At 39.6% G+C, this 25,502-nt stretch carries 22 protein-coding genes; 5 read left to right on the top strand and 17 right to left on the bottom strand.

Annotated elements, in window-relative coordinates; all coding sequences use genetic code 11:
- The first annotated feature begins 36 nt into the window (after positions 1–36).
- A complete protein-coding gene (locus tag ACQV1I_RS08940; protein WP_116333689.1) occupies positions 37–834 on the top strand; it encodes an alpha/beta fold hydrolase in 798 nt (265 codons plus the stop codon).
- 231 nt (positions 835–1,065) lie between these two features.
- Here ACQV1I_RS08940 and ACQV1I_RS08935 read toward each other — a convergent pair whose 3' ends face one another.
- The 3 genes from ACQV1I_RS08935 to ACQV1I_RS08925 form a co-directional block, all read right to left on the bottom strand.
- The gene (locus ACQV1I_RS08935; protein WP_116333688.1) at positions 1,066–2,055 is read right to left on the bottom strand and encodes a sensor histidine kinase; all 990 of its coding nucleotides are present in this window, start codon (positions 2,053–2,055) and stop codon (positions 1,066–1,068) included.
- Positions 2,052–2,759 carry a response regulator transcription factor gene (locus ACQV1I_RS08930; RefSeq protein ID WP_018674261.1) on the bottom strand — a complete coding sequence of 236 codons (708 nt, stop codon included), beginning with the start codon at positions 2,757–2,759 and terminating at the stop codon, positions 2,052–2,054. The genes ACQV1I_RS08935 and ACQV1I_RS08930 overlap by 4 nt, the downstream gene beginning before the upstream one ends.
- A 126-nt stretch (positions 2,760–2,885) precedes the next feature.
- Positions 2,886–3,224, bottom strand: coding sequence for a four-helix bundle copper-binding protein (locus ACQV1I_RS08925; RefSeq protein ID WP_104033767.1), 339 nt, complete (start codon positions 3,222–3,224; stop codon positions 2,886–2,888).
- Between the two features lie 210 nt (positions 3,225–3,434).
- Here ACQV1I_RS08925 and ACQV1I_RS08920 point away from each other — a divergent pair, with 210 nt between their 5' ends.
- The 4 genes from ACQV1I_RS08920 (at position 3,435) to ACQV1I_RS08905 (ending at position 8,265) form a co-directional block, all read left to right on the top strand.
- Positions 3,435–4,412, top strand: a complete 978-nt coding sequence (locus ACQV1I_RS08920; protein WP_104033768.1) for a cation diffusion facilitator family transporter — start codon at positions 3,435–3,437, stop codon at positions 4,410–4,412.
- A 103-nt stretch (positions 4,413–4,515) separates the two neighbouring features.
- On the top strand, positions 4,516–5,628 hold the full coding sequence (locus ACQV1I_RS08915; protein ID WP_116333687.1) for an endospore germination permease: 1,113 nt from the start codon (positions 4,516–4,518) through the stop codon (positions 5,626–5,628).
- Positions 5,612–7,111, top strand: coding sequence for a spore germination protein (locus ACQV1I_RS08910; protein ID WP_116333686.1), 1,500 nt, complete (start codon positions 5,612–5,614; stop codon positions 7,109–7,111). The genes ACQV1I_RS08915 and ACQV1I_RS08910 overlap by 17 nt, the downstream gene beginning before the upstream one ends.
- Positions 7,108–8,265 (top strand): Ger(x)C family spore germination protein, encoded by a 1,158-nt coding sequence (locus tag ACQV1I_RS08905; protein WP_116333685.1) that lies wholly within the window; start codon positions 7,108–7,110, stop codon positions 8,263–8,265. The genes ACQV1I_RS08910 and ACQV1I_RS08905 overlap by 4 nt, the downstream gene beginning before the upstream one ends.
- 60 nt (positions 8,266–8,325) lie before the next feature.
- On the opposite strand, the gene cydC is transcribed toward ACQV1I_RS08905, so the two are convergent.
- The 14 genes from cydC to ACQV1I_RS08835 form a co-directional block, all read right to left on the bottom strand.
- Positions 8,326–10,089 carry a thiol reductant ABC exporter subunit CydC gene (cydC, locus tag ACQV1I_RS08900; protein WP_116333684.1) on the bottom strand — a complete coding sequence of 588 codons (1,764 nt, stop codon included), beginning with the start codon at positions 10,087–10,089 and terminating at the stop codon, positions 8,326–8,328.
- Entirely contained in the window at positions 10,089–11,852 is a 1,764-nt protein-coding gene (gene cydD / locus ACQV1I_RS08895) for a thiol reductant ABC exporter subunit CydD (protein WP_094699144.1), read from the bottom strand. The genes cydC and cydD overlap by 1 nt, the downstream gene beginning before the upstream one ends.
- Positions 11,852–12,868 carry a cytochrome d ubiquinol oxidase subunit II gene (gene cydB / locus ACQV1I_RS08890; protein WP_116333683.1) on the bottom strand — a complete coding sequence of 339 codons (1,017 nt, stop codon included), beginning with the start codon at positions 12,866–12,868 and terminating at the stop codon, positions 11,852–11,854. The genes cydD and cydB overlap by 1 nt, the downstream gene beginning before the upstream one ends.
- The gene (locus tag ACQV1I_RS08885; protein ID WP_094699305.1) at positions 12,855–14,258 is read right to left on the bottom strand and encodes a cytochrome ubiquinol oxidase subunit I; all 1,404 of its coding nucleotides are present in this window, start codon (positions 14,256–14,258) and stop codon (positions 12,855–12,857) included. The genes cydB and ACQV1I_RS08885 overlap by 14 nt, the downstream gene beginning before the upstream one ends.
- 348 nt (positions 14,259–14,606) lie before the next feature.
- Positions 14,607–17,039: a heavy metal translocating P-type ATPase gene (locus ACQV1I_RS08880; protein ID WP_116333682.1), complete on the bottom strand. Its 2,433-nt coding sequence runs from the start codon at positions 17,037–17,039 to the stop codon at positions 14,607–14,609.
- A gap of 37 nt (positions 17,040–17,076) precedes the next feature.
- Entirely contained in the window at positions 17,077–17,280 is a 204-nt protein-coding gene (locus ACQV1I_RS08875; RefSeq protein WP_018674250.1) for a heavy-metal-associated domain-containing protein, read from the bottom strand.
- A gap of 116 nt (positions 17,281–17,396) precedes the next feature.
- Entirely contained in the window at positions 17,397–18,587 is a 1,191-nt protein-coding gene (locus ACQV1I_RS08870; protein WP_094699147.1) for a multidrug effflux MFS transporter, read from the bottom strand.
- Positions 18,588–18,779: 192 nt separating this feature from the next.
- Complete coding sequence (locus ACQV1I_RS08865) at positions 18,780–20,003, bottom strand: L,D-transpeptidase (protein ID WP_094699148.1); 1,224 nt, start codon at positions 20,001–20,003, stop codon at positions 18,780–18,782.
- Between the two features lie 143 nt (positions 20,004–20,146).
- Positions 20,147–21,172: an AI-2E family transporter gene (locus tag ACQV1I_RS08860; protein WP_116333681.1), complete on the bottom strand. Its 1,026-nt coding sequence runs from the start codon at positions 21,170–21,172 to the stop codon at positions 20,147–20,149.
- Between the two features lie 157 nt (positions 21,173–21,329).
- Positions 21,330–22,046, bottom strand: coding sequence for an AAA family ATPase (locus ACQV1I_RS08855; protein ID WP_018672172.1), 717 nt, complete (start codon positions 22,044–22,046; stop codon positions 21,330–21,332).
- A 323-nt stretch (positions 22,047–22,369) separates the two neighbouring features.
- The gene (locus ACQV1I_RS08850) at positions 22,370–23,269 is read right to left on the bottom strand and encodes a DUF4097 family beta strand repeat-containing protein (protein ID WP_116333680.1); all 900 of its coding nucleotides are present in this window, start codon (positions 23,267–23,269) and stop codon (positions 22,370–22,372) included.
- A gap of 50 nt (positions 23,270–23,319) precedes the next feature.
- Positions 23,320–23,883, bottom strand: a complete 564-nt coding sequence (locus ACQV1I_RS08845) for an HAAS signaling domain-containing protein (protein WP_116333679.1) — start codon at positions 23,881–23,883, stop codon at positions 23,320–23,322.
- Entirely contained in the window at positions 23,876–24,199 is a 324-nt protein-coding gene (locus tag ACQV1I_RS08840) for a PadR family transcriptional regulator (RefSeq protein WP_018672169.1), read from the bottom strand. The genes ACQV1I_RS08845 and ACQV1I_RS08840 overlap by 8 nt, the downstream gene beginning before the upstream one ends.
- A 152-nt stretch (positions 24,200–24,351) precedes the next feature.
- The gene (locus ACQV1I_RS08835; protein WP_116333678.1) at positions 24,352–25,338 is read right to left on the bottom strand and encodes an ABC transporter substrate-binding protein; all 987 of its coding nucleotides are present in this window, start codon (positions 25,336–25,338) and stop codon (positions 24,352–24,354) included.
- Positions 25,339–25,502 lie beyond the last annotated feature (164 nt).

Below are 25,502 nucleotides of genomic sequence, written 5' to 3'. Positions count from 1 at the left end.
AAATTAGTAACTAAACATATAAAACGGAGGTATCATATGCCTTACTTTATTGCTAACGGCGCAACCATCCATTATGAGATAAAAGGAGAAGGGCTTCCTATCTTATGTATCCATCCCCCTCTACTTACGGGTAGCATTTTTTATTATCAACAAAAAGAACTACAAGACCGCTATCAGGTTATTACCGTGGATTTGAGGGGGCACGGCAGAAGTAGTCTTTCAGCCCATCCCTTTACCTACAAAGGAATCGCTTCTGACCTAAATCAATTACTGGAGCATCTCTGTATCGAACAAGCAGTCCTCTTAGGCTACTCAACCGGTGGCTCTATAGCATTAGAAATGATGTTACAAACACCCCAACACATAAGAGGTGCGATTTTATTAAGCGGTATGGCACACTGTAGAAGCCCCTATCTACATCGATTAATTTCTGTTGCTGAAAAAATAGCACGACGGGGTGCTCTACACACATTAGCAATGGTTATCGGCTATAGCAATGCCAATAATCCTCTCACTTTTATCCGAAATTATCGAGATGCCGTTAAAGGAAACCCGATAGGTATTGCTGATTATTATCACTATGCTACTTGCTACGATGTATTGGATCGCCTCCATGAGATCAATCACCCCATTCTATTATTAACAGGGGAAAACGATCCACATTTTTCTGGTTTTGCTACAGAAATGGCTTCTCAATTACCTATGGCAAAAGTTCGTTCCATTCCTCGTTATAAGCATCAGCTACCTACCAAAGCTTATCATGAGGTAAATTTATTAGTTCATCAGTTTATTAACAGCTTTTGCCTTCGTACTCAAAACGATCAGCATCAATAGAAAGGTAGTCTTCACGAGCATAAATGTCGATCTAACAAAAAGAAAGTAATATATTCATCCCGTTAGCACGTATGTTTTTATAAAAAACCGACCGTATGTTAGATGTAACTCACACGGTCGGTTTTCCTTTTCTAGAAAAACGAAGCAGACTAGAAATGTGATAAAAACCTGCTTCACAGCGCTAGTCTGAACATGATAGTAATTTGTCTTTTTCCTATAGGGATATTCTGATTACTTCATCACATGACAGGGGAAAACCAACGAAACTGTCGTTCCCACGCCTACTTTTGAGGTGATGCTCACCTGATGCTCTAATTTATCGCTGATCTGTTGCACTAAATATAGCCCCATTCCAGTTGATTCACGATATTTACGTCCATTCTCTCCGGTAAAGAAAGGGCGAAATACACGCTTAATATCTGGCTCTGGAATTCCGACTCCTCGATCGGTAATCTCTAATCTAACCTCTGTCTCCTCTTGGGTACCAGAAATCGTAATCTTTTGCTTGGAGCCTGCGGAATATTTAATTGCATTCGTAATAATTTGATTTAACATAAAAGGAAGCCATTTCGAATCTGATTTCACATATAGTCCGTCCGGAATTTGTACATCCGGATAAACCTGGTTGCGAATAAAATAGGTTTTATTCTCCTGTATGACCCGTTGTACAATCGGCTTCAATTCAACGGAATCTACACGAAAGTCTCGTTCGAACACTTCCAACCGGGACGTATGTAGGACCATTTCTAATCCCCGTCCAATCCTCTCCGCTTCTTCCCTTATACTAGGAAAAGGAGGTTCATCCTCATCTTGCACTAATAGCTGGATAACAGATAAAGGTGTCTTCATCTGATGAACCCATTGATTCATGAAAGTAACATGCTCGTCTTTCTTGCGTTCATGTTCGAGGATCAATTGCTGATACATTCGATATTGACTCTGCATCGCTTCCGCATATGCTTCACTAACTGGTGTTTCATGAAAATCCACTAACGAATCTTCCAGGGTCTCCATTGGCTTTTCCAAATGCAAATAAAATTCTCTCGAACGGATATAGGTAATAAAAAGATAGATGGCTAACAAACCTATACTTAGTACAAACATATAGATTAAGACGGAATTTTTAGCATAACCATCTAATAATAAGATGAACAAAACAAATAGCAATTGAAAAACCTGAAAGAATATCAGGCGTAAATGTTCACGAAAGAACAACTTCACGCTTCATTCCCCCACGTTAGTACCAATCGGTATCCAGCTCCACGCACAGTTTCAATTGCATCTTCAATACCTAATTCCTGAAACTTTTTTCGGACACGTGTGATATTCACATTTAATGTATTGTCGTCCACGTATACCTGATCATCCCATAAATTTTCTAGCAAACGCTCACGGCTCACAATACGGGGGTAGCGTTTCATTAGTTCCTCAATTAATACTGCCTCTTTTTTCGTTAAACTCACCATTTCATTATGTAATGTGAGCTCCATTCGTTCGGGATATAATGTTAATCCTGCCTGCTGTACAATTCGTTCCTGCATTTTAGGAGCATAATCGCCATAATTACGGCGTAAATGGCTACGAATTTTGGCCATAACAACATCATAGTGGAACGGTTTTGCTATATAGTCATCTGCTCCGTTTTCCAAGCCTAGAATCTGATCCATTTCTCCTGCTCGGGCTGAAATGAACAGTATCGGACATGTAGAAATTTTTCTGATCTGGCGACACCAATAATAACCATCGAATTTTGGTAAATTTACATCTAAAAGAACCAATTGCGGATTCAGCTCTTGAAACTCTTCCATCACACGCTCAAAGTTCTTAACAATAACAGCTTGGTATCCATATTTTTCAATATAACTTTGTAAAAGTTCAGCCAGTTTGGGATCATCTTCCACGATGTATACAGTATTTACATTCATCTCATTTTCCCCTTTTCCAAACGTTTGCTTCCCTATAGTTTATCACATTTTTATCCTAATTCCTCTTGTAACATTACCACACACGAAAAAAGTCATCGATACAACGAACGACAGCTGTTCGCTAATTTAGTGAACCACCATTTCGCGACAAGCCGCTGCACATTGATAGCAAGTCTGGGCACATGTTTGGCAATAATCTTGTTCATGCTGACTGCATATTTTTGCACATGCTTCGCAGATTTCCGCTGTTAATTTGCAGATTTGACTACTAAACATACTATCCAAGGACAATGCACTAATAGCTAGCATACATATTTCTGCACTTTGCCGTACGATGAGAAGACAGTCTCTGAAGGTATCTAACTCACTTTCTTGTAAACAGGCTACATAGCATTCGTTACAGGCCTTTAAACAAGCTTTACACACTTGTAAGCAATTCTCTACCTGTTGAGGAGTTATTTGCATCTTTTCTACCTCCAACTCTTTAGTTCTAACTATTTACCCTTTCAAGAAAAGGAGAATCATCAGGGCATTCATTCAAACATTCAAATAAACATTTGAATGTTTTGCGGTTTGGTTATATAATATAAATCAAACAAGGCAACAATACATAAACCTCTATACACGTTTATAGGAATTTGAACCTACTCATTCGCTTTTGAAAGGAGCAATTATATGGGACACCCTCATGATCATTCTCACGGAGGAGGACATCATCATCACGGGAGGGGAGCCAACAAACAGGCTCTGTTAATTTCTTTATTTATAATCACTGCTTTTTTAATTGTAGAAGTGATTGGTGGCTTTCTAACAAACAGCCTTGCCCTCTTGTCGGATGCAGGGCATATGCTAAGCGACTCTTCTGCCTTATTTCTTAGTCTAATCGCCATGTTTTTTGCCGCTAGAAAACCTTCAGCAAAAAAAACATACGGCTTTTATCGCTTTGAAATCCTTGCCGCTCTCATTAATGGTGTAATGCTAGTGGTTATCTCCCTTGTAATCATTTGGGAAGCTTATCAACGTTTCTTTGCACCACCTGAAGTAGCAAGCCTTTCGATGATGGGTATCGCGTTCGTTGGATTATTGGCTAATATTGCAGCAGCCTTTGTTCTAATGCGTGGAGATTACAAAAACAACCTGAATATTCGTAGTGCTTTTTTGCATGTACTTGGTGATCTATTGGGATCTGTGGGTGCCATTCTAGCGGGTTTCCTCATGTGGAAATTCGATTGGTATATCGCTGATCCAATCATTAGTGTAGTAGTAGCTGTCCTGATTATGCTAAGTGCATGGCGTGTTACTAGAGATTCTGTCGACGTTCTAATGGAAAGCACCCCAGCTTCTATAGACGCTGAGCAAGTTTCACGTGCTTTATCCAAGATTCAAGGAGTTACTAGCGTGCATGATTTACACATTTGGACGGTTACCTCCGGATTTGATTCGCTCAGTTGTCACTTACATGTTCAAGACGGACTCGCCAGTTACCCTATTCTGCAAGAAGCATTACATACTTTAGAACATCAATTCGGCATTACTCACTCCACCATCCAGATTGAAGATTCGAGTATTTTACATCAGGAGCTTTTATGTGAAACAGGGCCTCAAGCTAGTGAGAGGCTTGAACATAATCATGATCATAAGCACAGCCATTAACCTCTAGGTCTTTCCTTTTTTAGGAAAGGCTTTTTTTCGGTTAATCTTACCTGATTTCGATCACACTAAGAAAAATCCATTTTTAGTAAATGGAGGATATCTTGTGAGATATAGAGATACACCTATTACGTTCCTACAAACCTGCTGTATTTTCTTTCTATCAGCAGGACTTCTTAATCATGTTATTTTAATTCCATTATTGCTTCGTACGGTTGAAAGAGATGGTTGGATCAGTATTTTAATCGCTATGGTACTTACAGTTTGCTGGCTTCCTCTGTTGCTGTTCATTATTCGTCGGCAAAAAGGAATGAAATTGTTTTCATGGATTAAACAACAGAGCAGTACTTGGCTTGCTTGGCTCATCATCGGACTGCTCATTCTCTACTTACTCTCAGATATATATGTAACAACTCTAGATGTGACAATGTGGACCAAGATATCTTATTTACCGCAAACTCCTGTATTTGTGGTTGCCGCCAGCATGCTTCTCTTGGCGATACTCTGTGCTTTATCTGGTATACAACCGTTAGCCATCTGTTCAGGAGTATTATTGCCGATCGTTATTTTATTAGGGTATTTCGTTATGGGCGCCAACTTTCAGTATAAAAATTACTCTCTTTTACTACCCATCCTTGAAAATGGTTATCTTTCTGTTTTTAAAGGAGCAATGGTCATCGGAAATGGCATGGTAGAAATCATCTTTCTTCTGATGCTGCAACATCACATCTCTACCTCCATTACCTTTAAAAAGGCAGTATGGCTCTGTATCTTACTCGCTGGACTAACACTTGGTCCCTATATGGGTGCAATTGCTAGCTTCGGTCCAAAGGAAGCAGCGAATCAAATGTATCCAGCTTTTGAACAATGGCGTCTTGTTACCATTGGCAAGTATATTGAACATGTTGATTTTCTCTCTATCTTCCAATGGTTATCTGGAGCATTTATACGTGTATCCCTAGCTTTATTCCTTATTTATGACGTTCTCCCTATTAAAAAACGTGGCCATCAAATTCTAGTAACTATTTTGTCTGGCATACTTATTGTGGTCATTATTTTATTCCATACGAAGGATCCTTTATTAATTGATACCTTTAAAAAGATCTATTTCCCCTTATCTTTACTTATTTTATTGGCCATTTCACTCTTACTTGCTCTCATTGGAAGCTGGTCAAAAAAGAACGCGAGAGGTACGGATGAACATGCGGAAGGAAACTAATCAACTTAACCAATTTACCAACACAAACAGCACCCAAAGCTTAAGTCAGCTTCTCTGTGACCATTTTGCAAAATGTGCAGATGTGAAAGTAGAAACATTTCAGTTTGCTACCACAGATTCGCCTGTGCCCATCTCGTTTTTCTATTGTGATGGACTTATCGATGCTAGAATGTATCGGCAAATTGTGTTTTCCGATCTCCAAAAAAAGTTTAGCATGTATTCCTCTTTAGAAGAGTTAGAGCAACATCGGACTTTACCTTTGCAGCCTATAGATTCACCTATTGATCTAAAAGAGATTGAGCGAGAGTTGTTTACTGGGAAGCTCATCATTACTCTAGATAAATATAATCGAGCCTTTTTATTGGATATTTCAGATCCACCAAATCGTTCACCCGAAGAATCTAACACGGAGATTTCAATCAAAGGACCAAAGGATGGGTTTACGGAAAGCGTTTCAACAAACATAGCCCTGATTAGAAAAAGACTTCGTTCTGAATCAATGTGGAATGAAAGCTTCACAATCGGTCTACGCAGTCAATCTCAGGTAGCTCTTTTGTATATCAATGATATTATTGACCCCACTCTCGTAGAAGATGTACGACTTCGGCTTACAAACATCAGTGTAGATGCCTTGGTTAGTAGCTCACAGCTTGGAGAAGCCTTGGGTGACTCCTCTTATGCCTTATTTCCTTTATTGGATTATATTGGGCGCCCTGATTATGTTGTACAGAGTTTATTACGTGGTCGTTTTATCATTTTTATAGAAGGTTCTCCTATGGCATTGATTGGGCCTACCAATCTTCTTATGACCTTGAAATCACCTGAGGATGCCCACTTTCCGTTCTATTTCGTTACTTTTGAACGTATCCTCAGGCTTCTTGGATTGATTGTTTCTATTTTTACGCCTGGACTATGGACTGCCCTGATTGCTTTTAATGTAGAACAATTACCATTCCCTCTGTTAGCTACAGTAACCACTGCACGACTTGGACTACCTCTTTCATCCTCCATGGAAATGTTTTTGATGCTAGGGTTGTTTGAAATTTTTCGCGAGGCAGGTGTTCGCCTACCAAAGGCAGTAGGACAAACAGTAGCAGTAGTCGGAGGATTAATTGTTGGGGATGCCTCTATCCGTGCTGGGCTTGGTTCACCCACTACCTTGGTCGTTGCAGCAGTGACGGCGGTGGCAACCTTTACCTTGGTCAATCAGTCGTTGAGTGGAACGGTTAGTGTCTTACGAATATTTGTACTCGTTTTATCGTCCTTTCTAGGCATGTACGGTTTTTTTCTATCACTTTTATCAATTGTACTCTATCTGTCTACTCAGGAATCGTTCGGTCTCCCTTATTTAGCACCAATTTCTCCGCCCACCTTTGGAGATATGCTGAAATCATTAATCGCTATTCCTTTAAAATCGATGAAAAAACGACCAAAAATCCTGCATACAACTGATTCTACTAGACAAGGCAGTGATCAATCATGAGGAAAAAGACTTGGGCTTGTTGCTGCTACCTTCTGATAATCCCCCTGTTGTTTTTGTTAACCGGCTGTTGGGATAATAAAAACATTCAAGACTTAAATTACGTGACCGCACTCGGGATTGATTATAAGGACGGAGAATTTATTATCTACACGCAGTCTCTCGATTTCACGAATATTGCAAAGCAGGAAGGAGCTACTACCAGAGTAAACAAGCCTATTTGGATCGCTCAAGCCAAAGGAAAAACGATTGACCGGGCCATCAATCATTTTTTTAAATCTAACCAATTGAGAGTAGTTTGGGATTATATTACCGGAATTGTTCTAAGTGAGAGGGTATTAGAGAAAGATATTTTAGCAAATATTGATAGCTTGCTCCGTTACCCTGAGGTCCGATACACCCCCTGGATTTTTGGCTCAGAGAAACCTATCGACAGCTTATTTGTTACTCCCTCTCTATTTGGGCTGTCTTCGCTACTTACCATCTTACACAATCCAGAAGAACCCTTTAAGCAGAACTCGATCATTGAACCGATTAGGTTCCACCGGTTTGTCTACGAAGTTAGGGAGCCCGGACTTACTTTATTACTACCATCCTTAAGTATTACCCAAAAGGAATGGAAGAAAGATCAAAAAAAAACACCTCAATTTAAAATAGATGGAGTCTATGCCATTAAAGCTGGAACCAATGGCGGGTGGTTTCCAGAAACTCAGCTTTCTGGTCTACGCTGGATGACACCCACTACTGTCCAATCCTTCGTTCATCTTGATCGAGAAGGCAAACCATTAGCTGACCTGGCCTTTTCCAAGCCCAAACATAAAGTAAAGTTTACATTTGATCAAAGTGGTCAACTTCGGTTTTCCATATATGTAGATGTGCATGGATTTATAGATGAATTATCCGAAAAAACGGATATGGAGGAGCTACGTAAAAGAGCCGAACAGAAAATAAAACAAGAAATTAGAGATACCTATCAAAATGGAATCAAAAAGGGAATTGATCTATATTCGTTAAAAAATAATCTGTACAAACAAGATATACAAACCTGGAAACGTCTATCCGAAAGTAACAAAATTACCTTAACGAAAGCGTCGCTGAAAACCATTCAAGTTCACGTCAGTTTAGACCACTCTGGCTTGTATCGTTTAAAAAAATAGAGAAAGTAGCAAAAGGGGCCATCTCCAATTGCTACTTTCTCATTTTCAAGAAAAAAATTTTCATTTCACTTGAAATTCCTCAGGTCGATCCAAACGATATAAATTCTGATAACGAGGCTCTTTGTTCATTAATTCCGCATGTGTTCCTCGCATGACAATCTTTCCAGCTTCCATAAATATAATTTCATCCATATACTCTGCACCTACTAGATGATGAGTAATCCAAATGAGTGTTTTCCCGTTCATGGTTTTAAAAATAGTCCGTAATAGCTCTCGTTCCGTACGAGGATCTAACCCTACTGTAGGTTCATCGAGCAACACGATCGGTGTATTTTGTAGAAGGATACGTGCCAGTGCAATGCGTTGACGCTCACCGCCTGAAAAACGTTGCCCCGTTTCATTCATCGGCGTCTGATACCCTTCTGGCAAAGACTCGATTAAGCGATCCAATTGAACCTGCCTACAAACCTGCTTCAATTCCTCATCAGATGCCTCTACATTTCCAAGTCGAATATTATTTCCTACAGTAGTGTCAAACAGATGAGGACTTTGATTTAATACTGACATGATCGTCGGTATATGCTCACCATAATGATCTGCCGGCATACCTTGAATGCTGACACGGCCTTGAGTAGGAAGTAGCGCACCTTGAATTAGCTTTAGTAAAGTAGATTTACCAGCACCACTTCGTCCAATGATTGCTATTTTTTTACCTTGTGGCACACTAAGCGATACCTGCCCAACCGCAATTGGTGCTTCTGGAGCATATTGATATGTGACTTCCTCTATTCGGATGTGTGCATCCTTCTGGGCTACTTGTATCAGCTGCTCATCTATCCTTGAATGGAACTCGCTTGTTTGATTGTTTCCATCTATCTTATTAATACTGTGCAAGCGGTCTAATGAGTTTTGATATTGGGGAATTTTCTCAATAGCTTCTGAGATTGGCAAAAAGATATCCATCACTGGAAACATGACCAGTACAAAAGCCGCAATCAACGTCACAGCAATTTCTCCCATAGCGTATTGATCACCTGTCCAAAATAACATGGCTACGACAATGCAACCTACAATACCTTGTCCCAAGAAATTGCGCCACTTACTCCATTCGCTTAATGTAGTGTCAATACGGGCTACTTTCGCCTCATCCTGCTCGTAGGAATGAACAAATTGCTCCTCTCTACCACTTATCACCCAGTCACTCATACCCATTATGGCATCTGTCAGTTTTTGATATAAACCATTGCGTTCTGATTTACTTTCTGTTTGCAGTTGTTTAGTCAGCATAAGGGAAATAGCCGGAAATACAAATAGCAATAACATGATTAAAAAAGCCAAGAACAAGGCAAATCCTGCATCAAACCACCCAATGACAGCAAGCACCACCATAAACATTACCAATGCAACAATGCTGGGAAAAATGGTGCGTAAATATACATTTTGAAGATACTCGACATCATCAGCTAGAACACCCAGTAAATCACCTGTACGAAAACGTGAACGAACAAATAATGCTTGCGGTTCAAGAATTTGATACAACCGTAAACGCATTTTGGATAGAATCCGCAAGATTGTATCATGCCCGATCAAACGTTCCACATAATGCACGACAGCACGACTGATACCAAACGTGCGAACTAATACTACCGGCACATAGACCAACAAAATATTCTCAGGTCGCAATGCCGACTTAGAAATGAGAAAACCTGATGTAAACATCAAAGAACTAGCTGTAAGAGCTGTACATACTCCTAAAAGGATAATAACAACAAACCTTCTCGCATGAGCTTTCATGTAGGGGAAAAACCATTCATCTCGCTTCATTAGATTTCCTCCCCTTGCATTACAATCATTTGATAGTATGTTCCTTGTTTGGCAAGCAACTCTGCATGTGTCCCTATTTCTTTTATCGTACCCTGTTCCAATACGATGATAAGATCCATATCAGGCATCCAATGTAGCCTATGTGTTGCCAGAAGCACTAATTTATCTTCAAACAAAGAGAGCATCGTCTCTTTTAGTTCATATTCAGTTTCAATATCAAGATGGGCGGTCGGTTCGTCCAATAAAATAATAGGGCGATTACTTAAAAAGGCACGAGCAAGAGCGACGCGTTGCTCTTGTCCACCACTTAGCGCACGTCCACCATTCCCGATTCGTTCCTCACCTTTTCTAGGTAGGCTGTTGAACAAATCACCTAAACCAGCAGCTTGAATCGCTTTTTCAACCTGCTCATCACTAGCTAAAGGAGAGTAAAACTTTACATTGTCATAGAATGAGCTTGAAAAAATATAGGGATGCTGAGGAATATAGGTTGTCTGGCTTTGCCACTCAGGTTGGCAAAGCGAAGATATCCGTTGCTCATTTAACTCCATTTGTCCAGATGTAGGGACTAAAAATCCAGCAAGTACATCTATCAATGTAGACTTACCAGCGCCACTTTCTCCAATAATTCCGATCTTTTGCTTTCCCGTTATAGTAAAAGAGATATCTCGTAAAGAAGGCTTGGCTTCCATATGAGCTTCTTCTACTTGAATTGAGTTTGTATTACTCTCATGCTTCATGCCAATAGAAGTAAGCACTAGCGAGCTTTCCTTCGTCCATTCGTTTATGGTTACGTTGGCATCGTCTTTCTTGTCTTGAGCAACCTGCTTCTGAAGGATCGCTTGAATCGCCTCTCCCGCTTCTTTCCCATTTAACGTCGCATGATAATCAGCGCCCACCATGCGAATTGGCAAGAAATACTCAGGTGCCAAAATCAACACGGTTAACCCTGTTAAGAGAAAGATTTCCCCTGAAATAAGACGTAGCCCTAGACTAACCGCAACACAGGCCACAGAAAGCATTGTGAAAAAGTCCAAAGCAAATGATGATAGGAATGCTACACGCAAAGTTCCCATCGTAGCAGAGCGATAACGATCACTCACCCGCTCAATTGTTTTACTATGTGTACGGCTTAATCCTAAATATTTAAGGGTTTCCAACCCACGTAATGCATCTACAAAATGGTTGGATAAAATGCGATATGATTTCCATTGGCGATCCATTTTCCCCTTAGCTGCAAGACCAATTAGAATCATGAACACAATTAAAATCGGCATAGTAACAAGCAATATAATCCCAGAAATCATATCCTGCCAAGCTACATAAGCAAGAATAACCCAAGGCGTAATCGCAGTACTAACCATACGTGGAATAATCAATTCAAGATAGGTACGAAATTGTGCAACGCCCTCTATCACGAGCGTTACCACATTCCCTGTACCCTGTGTTTTTGCAAAACGCGGTCCTAATAAAAATAGCTTCTCCATTAAACTTTTACGTACATCACTGCCTGTTTTCATCGCAAAACGATAGGCGATTTTCTGTTGCAACAAGTTGGTCAAATGACGAACGAGAAACGCCAGTAAAAATAAGCCCAATCCCATATATAGCTCTTGTAGTTTTTGACCAGCAAAAAGGGCGGAAATAACTTCCGCCAACCATTTTGCCTGGTATAGAATCGACAAGCTTTGGATTAGAACAAGCACGGCTACTGCTATTAGAACTGGCACAATTCCTTTATAACCGAGTAAGTTTTTACCCATTAATATTCCAAGTGCTCCTTCTCATGTACACGTTTATGAAATACGAAGTAACTCCAAATTTGATAGCCCAATACGAATGGTAGCAAGGATAAAGCTACGATCGTCATGATTTTAAGAGAGTAAGGACTAGACGATGCATTTTGAATTGTCAGGTTGAACATACTATCAATCGAGCTAATCATTACACGTGGGAACAATCCAATAAAAACTGAACTAATGGAAAGGGCAATCACTGTACCAGTCATCCCGAATGCCCAGCCATCGCGTTTTTTCGTAATAAAGTAACCAGCTAGCACATAAGCAATAACACCCAATACTGCTATCACACTTAGTATGCCACCACGAACGGCAAAAATATCCGTCATGAAGTAGGTCATACCTCCAAAGATAACCAATAGAAGCGCTAGTGGAACCAACAAAATTTTTGCTTGTTTGCGAGCACGCATGCGCAAATCACCTGTTGTCCGTAGCGTTGCAAACAAAAGACCGTGTACTTGGCAAAGAACAACGACAGTTACTCCACCCATCACACTATACAAATTAACCATGTCAAACAATCCTGCATTCATTTCCATGTTTGCATCGATTGGTAAACCCTTTAACAGACAAGCAAATACCACACCAAGTAAGAATGGTGGTAAAAAACTACCGATAAAAATCGCAACATCCCAAACTTTTCTCCATACGGGATTATCTACTTTTCCTCGGTATTCAAAAGCAACACCGCGACCGATTAACGCTAACAAAAGAAATACTAACGGCAAGTAAAACCCACTAAACAACGTTGCATACCAGTTAGGGAACGCAGCAAACATCGCTCCCCCTGCGGTCAATAGCCATACTTCATTCGCATCCCAGAACGGGCCAATTGAATTGATTAAAACGCGGCGCTCCATGTCTGATTTGGCTAGGAAAGTAGTAGACATCCCAATTCCAAAATCAAAACCCTCTAAAAAGAAGAATCCAATGAATAAAACAGCGATTAAAACAAACCAGAGTTCATTAAGAGAAAGCATGAGTTTCCTCCTTATTAAACGGGTCATTTGTGCTTGCTTCTGCCTTCACTAGAGCATAAGGACCCTTCTTGATAACACGAGTGAACAAATAAAGGAGCACAATGAATAGCACCAAATAAATCGTACTAAAAGCAATCAGTGAGAATAACACTTCCCCAGCAGATACGCTTGGAGAAATACTATCTTCCGTTTTCATCAATCCAAAAACAGTCCACGGTTGACGACCAAATTCAGTCATAACCCAGCCTGCCGTATTAGCGATAAATGGTAAGGAAATACTATATACCATTGAATACATAAACCATTTATTTGGCTTGTCTAGCTTTTTGCGCCATGACAGATAGAGTCCAATCATGGAAAGTAGAATCATTAAGCTACCACCGGCTACCATGATGCGGAAACTCCAGAATGTCGTACGAACAGGTGGAATATAATCACCAGGACCATATTTTTGTTCGTATTCAGCTTGTAATTCAATCATTCCAGGAAGGTCACCTGAGAATTTACTATAGGATAGATAGCTTAACATATACGGAATTGAAACCTGTATTCCATTTTTCTGATTTTGTGGATCAATCGTAGCAAATACTGTCCAAGGAGCAGGGTCCGGACTTCTTTCCCACAACGCTTCACTTGCAGCCATTTTCATAGGCTGTGTTCCCACCAAGTATTGTGCTTGTTGGTGACCAAATACAGCAACAAGGATAGAAGATATAAGAGCAATCACAATCGATAACTGAAATGATGATTTAAAGAATGGTATCTCTTGTTTACGCAATAATTTATAAGCACTAACACCAGCTACTAGAAAAGCTCCTGTTGCAAACGCGGAAAAAATCGTATGCGGGAACTCTACCATTAACTGTCCATTTGTAACGAGCGCAAAAAAGTCATTCATCTCTGCTCGACCATTATTGATTTCAAAGCCTACAGGTCGTTGCATAAAAGAGTTAGCTAACAAAATCCAGAAAGCAGACATTGTCGTACCGAAAGACACCAGCCAAATACAGAGACAGTGGACTTTCTTTGATAAACGCTCCCAACCAAAAATCCATAAACCAATAAATGTAGATTCTAAAAAGAAAGCTAATAATGCCTCAATTGCAAGGGGTGCACCGAAAACGTCACCAACAAATCTAGAGTAATTAGACCAGTTCATACCAAATTGGAACTCCTGTAGAATCCCTGTTACCACACCTACACCAAAGTTAATTAGGAACAGCTTGCCCCAGAACTTTGCCATGTGCTTATATTTTTCTTCGCCTTTGACCACATACATCGTTTCCATTATTGCGATTAGAAAAGATAATCCAATCGTCAATGGGACGAAGATGAAGTGGAAAATCGTTGTGGAAGCAAACTGAGTACGTGATAGCAATACCAGATCCAAATCCATTGATTTCCTCATCCCTCTCTCTTGATAGTTTTTTAACTAAAAGGTATTTTATCTATCCTTGCGTTATTTTCTCAGATTGTTCCATACCCTATGTGTGATATTTATCACATTTAGTTCGATAGTTTCAATCTAATTTGAAAAGATTCATCTATCCGACAAAAAGTAACATTTTAACAAAAAACTATTCAGAAAATTACCTATATAACAACGTTTAGAAAATGATTAGTTGATCAAGGTAATTTTATTGAAAAAATGTTATTTTTTTGATAAACAAAAAAAAGACGACTACTATTTTCTGTAGCCGTCTTTTTTATTTTCGTTTTACGTTCATTTATTCTCTTCTTAAAGTTTTACCCGTTGCAATCGCAAAGCATTTAACACAACTGATACGGAACTCAGTGCCATCGCTGCACCTGCCAACCATGGAGCTAATAAGCCAGCAGCAGCAATTGGAATCCCCAAACAATTGTAGGCAAGAGCCCAAAACAAATTTTGTTTAATGTTCGTCATCGTTTTCTTGCTCATTTTGAAAGCATCCGCGATGCTATTTAGATCGCCCCGCATCAATGTAATATCAGCTGCTTCCATTGCTATATCTGTACCCGTTCCCATAGCAATACCTATATCTGCTGTGGCTAAAGCTGGAGCGTCATTGATTCCATCTCCAACCATCGCTACTTTTTTACCAGCTTGTTGTAATCTGGTTACTTCTGCTGCCTTTTCCTCTGGTAACACTTCTGCAATTACATGATCGACACCCACTTGAGCTGCAATCGCTTTTGCTGTTCGTTCATTATCGCCTGTTACCATATAGACACTTAGACCCATTTCTCTTAAGCGAGTAATCGCTTCCCGGGAGGTTTGTTTGACTGTATCCGCTACCGCAATTATTCCAGCATATTGTTGATCAATGGCAGCTAGCATTGCTGTTTTCCCTTCCTGCTCCCATTTTTCCATAATAGGTAATGCTTGATCGATCTGTACGTCAAATTTCTTCATTAGTTTACGTGTTCCAACTAATAATTCTTTCCCATCAATAATGGCACGCACCCCATACCCTGGAATTGCTTCAAATTCGGTAGGAATTTGTAATACAATCCCCTGCTCGATAGCACCTGTAACAATCGCTTCTGCTAAAGGATGCTCGGAATTTTTCTCCGCACTAGCAATATATCGAATAAATTCCTGTTTTTCCCAAATATCTAGTGATAGGACATCCGTCAATTCAGGCTTACCTTTTGTAATCGTCCCTGTTTTATCAAGTAGTACTGTATCAATTCGATGGGTTGCTTCCAAATGTTCCCCACCTTTAAATAGTACACCCGCTTCGGCTGCCCGACCAGAGCCTGCCATGATTGAGGTTGGGGTTGCCAGACCGAGTGCACACGGGCAAGCAATGACAAGTACAGCTATTAGAATTTCTAGTGCGCTAGTAAAATCACCCGGTGTAATGAGGAAGTACCAAATCAAAAAAGACAAGATAGCAAGCGATACGACAATCGGAACAAAAATACCTGAAATCTTGTCGGCCACACGCTGAATCGGTGCTTTTGAGCCTTGTGCTTCTTCCACCACTTTAATAATTTGGGCCAATGCTGTTTCCTTACCGACCTTTGTAGCCCTTACTTGTAAAACACCGTTTTTATTAATCGTAGCTCCTATTACATGATCGCCTGACTGTTTTTCCACTGGGATGCTTTCTCCCGTGAGCATTGATTCGTCTACTGTAGATTTTCCCTCAACAATCTCTCCATCTACCGGTATTTTTTCACCTGGCTTTACGAGAAACAGGTCATCAACATGTACGTCCTCCACAGCAATGACCAGTTCTTCACCATTGCGAATAACCGTAGCTGTTTTAGCCTGAAGTCCCATTAAGGTTTTAATTGCTTCTGATGTACGACCCTTCGCTAATGCTTCAAAAAGTTTTCCTAATAGAATTAATGTAATAAGTACAGCACTAGTTTCATAATAAAGATGGACTTCATGATGCATGGTTTCCATACTTCTAATCGTTTCATAGAGACTATAAAAATAAGCTGCGGATGTTCCCAATGCTACTAATACATCCATGTTTGCTGAGCCATTGCGGAGTGCCTTGTATGCTCCTTGGTAAAATTGCCAACCAATAATGAACTGTACTGGAGTCGCCAAAAGGAATTGAAACCATGGGTTCATTAATATGTCAGGGGCCCAAATAAATGATGTAAACGAAAAATGCTTCACCATCGTCCATAACAAAGGCAGAGATAGGATTGCAGAGATAATAAGTTTACGCTTTTGCCGAGCAATCTCTTTTTTACGATGATCAGACTCCGATGCTTGCTCACCCTGCTTCAGACTTGCTCCATATCCCAGATTCTCTACCTTTTTTATTAAATCGACCATGGTTGTCTCAGATGGTTGATACACCACAGTTGCTCTTTCCATCGTTAGATTAACGTTTGCTTCCATGACCCCAGGAAGTTTGTTTAGTCCCTTTTCAATTCGAGTCGCACATGCGGCACATGTCATTCCCGTGATAAGAAGCTCAGCTTTTTCTTTGACTGTACCATACCCAAGGGATTCTATACGTTGTTCTAAATCAACCACACCTACCTTTTTGGGATCAAAAGTAACCGTAGCTCGCTCTAAACTCAGATTAACAGTAGCATCTTGAACCCCTTCTGTCTTCTGCAATCCTTTTTCAATTCGTCGGGCACATGCGGCACAAGTCATACCGGTAATTTGCATCGTTGTTTTTTGTTGCTTGGTTGCTGCGACACTCTCAGCCATGCTACTACCTCCTCACACATACTATACCCTAGTTGCCTTACACTATCTTATATCCCAATTTCTCCACTTGTTCTTTTAGAAGACCTACTTCTAGACTATTGGGGTCGTGCTCAATTTCTACCTGCTTTTGAACTAGATCTACCTGAACTTTTATTGCTCCTACTTCATTACATGCTTGTTCAATCTTTGCTGCACAACTTTTGCAAGACATTCCTTCTACATAAAAAACTGTTTTTGTCATTATGATATCTCCCCTTGTTTGTATCGTTACATTTATAATACTATACCCCCCTACCCTATGTAAAGGGTGAAAAAGAAAGACCTACATTTTATTGTAAGTCCTTCTTTTCTCATTATTTAATCGATTTTAGATGGAGTCATCAGGTTGTAGCTGACAATTACCTTGACCAGAGCCAATAAAAGAAAATACATTGGCATAGGAAGCAGTGTTCCATTATGAAGGTAGCTCATACCTGTAGTAATAAAACTAACAATAAAGTAATAGCTTAACCCAAATATAGCGCCTGCTGTTCCTTGTGTGTCATGATAATTCACCAGTGCTAAGCTTAGGCAATTAGGTATTGCCATCCCAATCCCCATCAAAAGTGTAAAAACAGAACTAACAAGTAATACCAATGACAGGATTGAAGAATCTAACCCAATAAGCACCAGACTTGTTAAAAACCCTGCACCCAATGTCGTTACAAGTGATCCTAGATAAATAATTCTCTCAGCTGAAAGTTTCTGTAGCAATTTCTTTGAAAGTAGCGCACCAATTATGGACGCTAAAGCTACAAAGACTCCAAAAAACCCAAACACACCTGGTGTCATATGAAAAAACTCAATGTAAATAAAAGGTGCTTCTGCATAGTAACTGAACAAAATCCCATTCGTTAGCCCAATCAGCAATCCAAACAACCATACTCTTTTATCACGAGCCATACGTTTAGCTACTAAACGTACACTACTTTTGGAAGTTACAGATAATTTTGTCTCAGGTAACGCCATAAACGTGTACACAAAAACAACCGCACCCAGCACAACAAGGGTAAAGAAAACAGCCCGGAATCCCCAAGCCTGATCGATGAATCCCCCAAGCAAGGGACCAATCGCAGGGGTAAAGGCAAGCGCAGCAGATATCTGGGCAAACACAACGTGACGCCTGACTCCGTCAATGCTTTCACGAAGAATCGTTTGTGTCACTACAGAGCCAGTACTCGCTCCAAAAGCCTGAACAAATCTGCTGATTAATAACCATTCAACTGCATTAGATAGATAGCAGCCAAGACTGCCAACTCCATAAATAATTATGCCCCATAGCATTGCGGGCCGCCTTCCAATCACATCAGATAGCCTTCCCCAAAAGAAAACCCCTAAGGCAAAGCCAAAGAAATAAAGGCTCAATGTTAACTGAATGATATTGCTGCTAACACCAAACGTTTGTGAAATATCAGGTAAAGAAGGTGTATATATCGTTTCACTAATTTGTGGAAAGCCCACAAGGATAATAAATAGTAACAGTGACGGTGTTGAGATTTTTTTGGTCATACCGATTCCCCCTATTATGTGCAAATCTCAAAACTCTGCACATACCCTACGGAATAGGGGGTTTACACTTACATAATCTAGTAAACGAGAGCATTTCTATCACCATACTTTTAATAGGGGGTCAAACCTTTTCTAAAGATAGTAGCATAGATAAAACTAGTACTCAACTTTGGTCACGCTATTCTCTACTGCTTACCCCCGCCAGTGATAGAACTTTTTTGACTTCTCATCTGATCTTCCTGATAGTAGATACGGCTTACCGTTTCCTGGGAGACCCTTTGTTGGTGATGATTTCAGCTTTGTCTTACCAATATGTACTTTTGTTCCCAATGGGACTAAGCTATACAACTCTTCCACATCTTGATTAAACAGTCTGATACACCCTTTGGACACAGCTTTGCCGATAGAAGATGGGTCATTCGTTCCGTGAATGGCATAATCTGGGTTACTCAAGGCGAGAGCACGTGTACCGTATACTTTGGTTGCTGATTTTGGCTTATTTACTTTTAATGCAATGCTAAAATCTCCTACAGGCGTCTGATTATGAGTTCCTAGTGCCACAGGATAGGAGCGTAATAGATAGGAACCACTCACTACATGCATCCGAAATTCAGGAATGGAGATGTTTAATTCAATTGGTTGAAGCCCCTTTGCTACCATGTCTAGCCCCTTTGCCCTTACTACTTGTTCCATACTTTCCCAAGGCCTTTGCGGTTGAAAGGCAGTTGGGTTATAAATCCATCCGTCCTGATCTCCTGCGGGAGGTACAGGGATTTGAGACAAATAATTATTTGGAGATGCTTGTGTCAATTGACTAAGTTGCTTGGGAAGCGTTTGGGTTTGAAGATAGTAATGATAAAGTGCTGTTCGCAAAGATAATAATCCTAGTAAAGAATGCTGCTGCTCACCTACTCTTTTTTTTATGGATTCGACGAGTTGCTGACTATCACAGGCGCAATGAGCATCCGTTATAGGGAACCATTCCCCGGCGGCATTCGTAATTCCAAGAACCTGTTCTGGTGTGTAAAAAGGTAGTGCTTGGTACACTGGGAGTTGCTTGTTTGGTGGTACGACGACGACTAAAGGAGATTCCTGACCCGTCTGCTGCACGTCATGAAACAACGGAGCTAAAGAGGTTGAAAGCTGAGCCCCTATAACACCCTCATTCAACTCTTTATGCACAGGTCCAGCGATAACAACCAAAGGACGCTTTTGCAAAAGTGATGCAATTGAACTAGCATGCAACGTCTTTTGTTCACTAGTGGACAAGAGTTTATCTGTGTTACGTGAATTAGTCGTAATTTGATCCGAATTCACCAGATTTCTGTTGATAATCTCGGAACCTCCTAAGAAAAGGGTCGTAACATACATGAACAGAATGACTAGAAAGATTACAATCCTTCGTTCGTTTACCATGTGTGCCTCCTTCCGCTTTTCGGAGCCTGAAATAAAAATTCTCTTCCTTTATGTAACGACAAATATTGGCACTTTTATGAGTAAAAAGCCCAACGAATCCTTTCTACAAGGAAATACGTTAGGCTTTTTGTCCGTACAAATCATTACTTTTCCATAAATTTAATTTCAAGTAAATCAAGTAGGAATATGAAGATAGGAATCCCCAGTATTAGTCCCCATACCCCGATAAAATGTTCTGAGATAATCAATACCGCAAATGTTACAAAGATCGGTAGCTTGGTTTTTGACGACATCAGCTTAGGATTAAGCACATAGGCTTCAATAGCATGCAGCACAGTAATCATGATAAGTACATAGATAATCTTGATAAAACCTCCGATACTAAAAGCGATAGCGCACAGAGGAATTAACGAAATAATGACACCTGCCACCGGAATCAAGCCAAGTACGAAAATCATTATTCCTAATGCAAATAGATGTGGAAAATCCATAATCCATAAAGCAATAATCGACATGATGCAGTTAACCATAGAAATCACAAATTGTACTTCAATTACTTTACCAAAGGACTGCGTAAACTTATTTCCGAAGTAACGAAAATCCTCGTAGAAATAGGATAGCTTACTTGTTCTTACTTTGGAGGTTAAGAAGAAAATCTTTTCTTTTTCCAGCAAGAAGAAGAGACTTAAAATCATGGCAATCACAAAATTGATACCTAACTTACTTGCATTGGTAACAACACCAACTAAAAATTCCATCCCATTATTCACATAGCTCGCCACATTAATCTTTTGCAACGACTCCACCATGAATTCTAGAATAAAATTATCCACTGGAAAAATCGGTTTCTCATAAAAAGCAATCACTTGCTGTACAAGCGGCGACAATTCAGTAATCACACTTGGTAAAAATCTTAGAATGCCAATGACAATTAGTGAAATAAACACTGCATATTGGAGAATCAATGTGATCTTCCTAAGTATCTTTCGCTCGATGCTTAGTTGACGGACAAGAAATTGATGTAATTCATTCATCAGAAAGGTGATGATGAAGAAAAGCAAGATCATGTTCATCATACTTCGAAATATGTAGACAAACGCAACTAAGATAAGTAATACAATAATTTTTTTCATGATTGTACTTTTAAATACTTCTTTTAGAGAGGTCATATAAGGGTTCCGTGCTCCTTTATGTTGGTATATCTTAATACGTTTCATAACGTAATCTGGTTTCAAATGTAGATAAGCATATTAGTAAAGTAACATGTTAGGGAATCCAAGTCCATTTTTTTCCTCTCTATCTTATTACATGCTGATAAGAAATTAATTATTCATCCTCATCACGAAATAACTCTGCTAGCATTGCCTCTCTATTTTCTAAAAAACGTCTTGTAATTTGATAGTGTAACGTCTGCTCATAGCTGGTCGTTGCAATAGGAGATTGGTCAAAATTATAAATTTTCGCTCCCGGAAATGCTAGCAAAATCGGAGAATGGGTAGCAATGATAAATTGCGCTGATTGCTCTAAGTCCTTCATTAAGCGTAATAAGGAAAGCTGTCGCGCAGGCGACAAGGCCGCTTCTGGCTCATCTAGTAAATAAATGGCTTTATGACCAAACCGATTGCGAAAGAGAGAGAGAAACGATTCACCATGTGACTGGGCATGTAAAGAACGTCCACCATAGTGACTCGTACCATATATACTGTCTATATGGCTAGCGAACTGATAGAAAGTTTCTGCCCTCAAAAAAAAACCATTTGTTATCTTAGGAAGCCATGACAACTGAATATACTCCCCTAGCGAAGCATCAGAAGCGTCTACCTCATAGTAATTATGTCTGCCCCCACCTGCTGTGTGGAAATCACATTGATAAGCAATAGCTTCTAATAGAGTTGATTTTCCCGAACCATTCTCACCTACAAAAAAGGTAATATTTTTATCAAACGATAAACTCTCTAGGTTTTGCAAAGCAGAAATCGAAAACGGATATTCCTTACGATTAGGGTATTTTTCTGTTAGTAGCCGCACTTGGCGAAGATACACGCTCTACACTCTCCTATTTGTTCAATGGTTGCATTAGAGGAAGTAATATTGCCAAGCCTATGACGCCAAGCAAAACTCTCATGGATCTCGAAAACATTTACTCGTTTAGCAAAAACCAAATGGAACTAAAAACTCCTCCTTGTTATTATACAACATCGTGGGAGAACCATTACGTTGCTTTTTTATAAACTTATTACTTCTATAACCTCTCTACTTGTTTATGATAATACTTCATTTATTTGAAAAAAAGAGAAACGATAGAAGTCTCACACAATATAGGTTATCTTCTAAGCCTAATCGTGTAGCTTTATCGTCCCTTTTTTCTATTGTTGCTTAAATGCTATATCTCCCGAAGTCGTTTCAATTCTCACCGTACGTTTAACCTCTTTCCCATTCGTTGCCTCTACGTTATCATTTGAGATACTGTTGAATCGGAACCCTTCTATATCAGTCTGAATCTCTCCAGAGGATGTCTTTGCTACAAACCGTGTATCTGTAGGCTGTTTATTCGTAACTACCTTAATGTTTCCGCTAGATGCTTCCAATGTTAGATCGTTCGTTACTTCAGCTGTGTGCAGAGCAATATTTCCAGAGGTACTATTTGCTTTTACCTCTCCAGTTACTAATTCTACTTCCACGTCGCCTGATGTAGATTCAAATGAAGAATACGTAGCTATAAGCCGTGAAATTTCCACATTTCCTGACGTAACCTGAATATCATTCTTTTCGCTTTCAAGACGTTCAATCTCTATGTCCCCAGATGTACTAGATGCTACAAATTCCTTGGTTAACACATCGTCCACCGTAATATTACCTGATGTGCTACTAAGCTTCATTTTCTCCCACGTTTGTTTAGGAAGCAAGATGGTTAGCCCTCTGTCATTCATGCTAAAATCAATGGTAAACCAGTTCTGGGGGTGTATTGTCGTAATCAGAAGCTTGTCATTCTCCTCCCTTACTTGTAGTTCTGAACTCTTAGTACCCAACCATCCAGATTTCTCATCCAAACGAATTTTTATTTGATTGTCATTACTTAAGACAATATGGATATCCTCACTAGCACTGTCCACCATAATTTGTTTGAATTGTGGGTGCTCGATCGTCTTTTCTCTGGTTGTATTTGCTGTTTCCTGTCCAAAAATCCCCCCAGATAAAAACCATCCCACACACCCGATAACACCTATAACAATAAACAGTACGCCTATGATTGCTGATTTTCTCATCTGAATCCTCTCCTATTTACCTTCTATACAGTTGCCCTAGCCAGATGTTGTTAAGAAGCTACATGTTTTGACCTTACGATCGTAATATTCATTTTCAAATAGCGAATAAACAGCTTATACATAAAGATAGTGGCATAATACATACCATTCATAAGTAAAATTCCAAGTCCGCATAAGGTAAGGGCTGCAAACACTTGCAACCATTGAGATGAAGAAAAACCAAACATAATGGCAGAAAGCACGACAAGAATGGGTGAAATCATAAATGCCAGGCTAATTCCCCATCCTGCCAATAAGAAACCTAGGATAACGATACTCGGTCCCAATACAAAGACGAAGTTCATAAAGCTTACTCCAATCATAGCTACGATAACACCGAATAAATTCCCTAGTGTAGGTTGACTCTGAGCCTTATCTAAATGGAAGGTGACCAGCAATTCCTTAGCAATCATTTTGGGAGAGCCCAGCTTTTCAATAATCTCTTTTTCACTCTTTCCTTCTTCCAGACCAATTTGAAAATGCTCTATATAATCGTACAAAATGTCTTCTCGCTCTTCTGCGGAAATGTTGGATAAACTAACCTTTAATTCATGCAAAAAAGCATCTTTATTCACTCCTCATGCCCTCCTCAATAATGATATTGACACTAGTAGCAAACATTCTCCACTCTGCAACCAACTGTTGCATATACGTTCGCCCTTGACTCGTAATTTGATAATATTTTCGGGGAGGTCCTTCGGAAGATTCCTTCAAATAAGTCGTAAAATACCCTTCATTTGTCAGCCTTCTTAATAAGGGATAGACTGCTCCTTCCGAAATCTCGAATCTACTGGATATTTTTTGTACCAATTCATATCCATAACGATCTTTTTTATCCAATAAAACTAGCACACAAAGCTCTAATACACCTTTTTTAAATTGTATATTCATCCTTTCACCACCTTGCATAAAACAGTACTATACAAACTGAGGTACTGTTTAACATATAATACATTATCGTATGTATTTACACAACACCACAAAGCACCTATCAAAAAAGCCACTCGATCCCTATATGACAAGGGCAAGTGGCTTTTCTCTGCTTATTTTTTATTTTTATTTACGAGTAGATCAACAATGATATCCAACTGTTTCTCCAAATTCAATCCATCTGTCATCCAGAACTTCTTAGAATCAAGCATGTATACATGATTATGTTTTACTGCCTCTAGATTTTTCCAGATTGGACTACTCATCATTTCTTTTGCCCGCTCTGCTCCACCGTCAGGCTCATATACGCTAATAAACATGTGATCAGCAGCATATTCAGACAACAGCTCTAAGGAAATATCCTTCCCTTGACCTGTAGGGAAAATCTCTTTTTTTACTTTTTCTACTGGCTTTAATTCAAACATTTCCATCAGATTGTATCCAGCATCACGTGTTTTTGGCCACACCCAGAAATTTTTGGCCCAGATCGAGTAGCTTCCTACTGTTTCATTTGATCCAATTATACTTTTTACTTTTTCTTTAGCTGCTTCAGCTTTTTGCTTATAACGAGTAATAAATGCTTCGGCTTCCGCTTCTTTTCCTACTAGCTCTCCAAAGGTCCGAACTTCCTCAATCGGATCCGTACCTTCAAGTGTTCCCGAAGGTAAAGAAACAGTCGGGGCAATTTTCTTCAACTGCCCCGTAATTTCTGTAGGTAAATAGGTTGGTACAATTATTAAATCGGGTTTCAACTGCATCACTTTCTCAATCGATACATCCCCTACATTTTCTACACCCTCAAGCTCTTTAGATAGCAATACAGAATTCTCTAATGCAATAGAGCCCGCCCCGACTGGTTTAACACCAAGCGCTGCCAAATCTCCCAAAAACGTAATGCTGACGATACGCTCTGGATGAATAGGAATTTCAATTTCACCCGTAGCATCCCTAAACACCTTCGTCTTCTTTTCGGCAGATGATTTGCCCTCGTTATTAGGCTGTGACACTGTGTTTGATGTGGTATTACAAGCACTAACCATCATAGCTAGTAGTAGCATAACTATAATCGGCATGAAGCTTCGTTGTTTGATATATAGCATGTTCATCCTCCAATATGTAAGCCAGGTCTTTTCATCAGAAACTCATAATTTTGATAACTATTATCAATCATTTTCTTCATTGCACATTTTAACTTTCTATTAAAAAGATGTCTATATTAAATTTCGCCATTTGGTAAAAGGTGTAAATCTAGTTCCTTACTAAT

Source organism: Brevibacillus sp. JB24b (assembly GCF_051713385.1).
In the GTDB taxonomy this organism is placed as follows: domain Bacteria; phylum Bacillota; class Bacilli; order Brevibacillales; family Brevibacillaceae; genus Brevibacillus_B; species Brevibacillus_B laterosporus.
The sequence above is the reverse complement of the archived record's forward strand: the minus strand, read 5'-3'. Positions and strand labels throughout refer to the sequence as shown.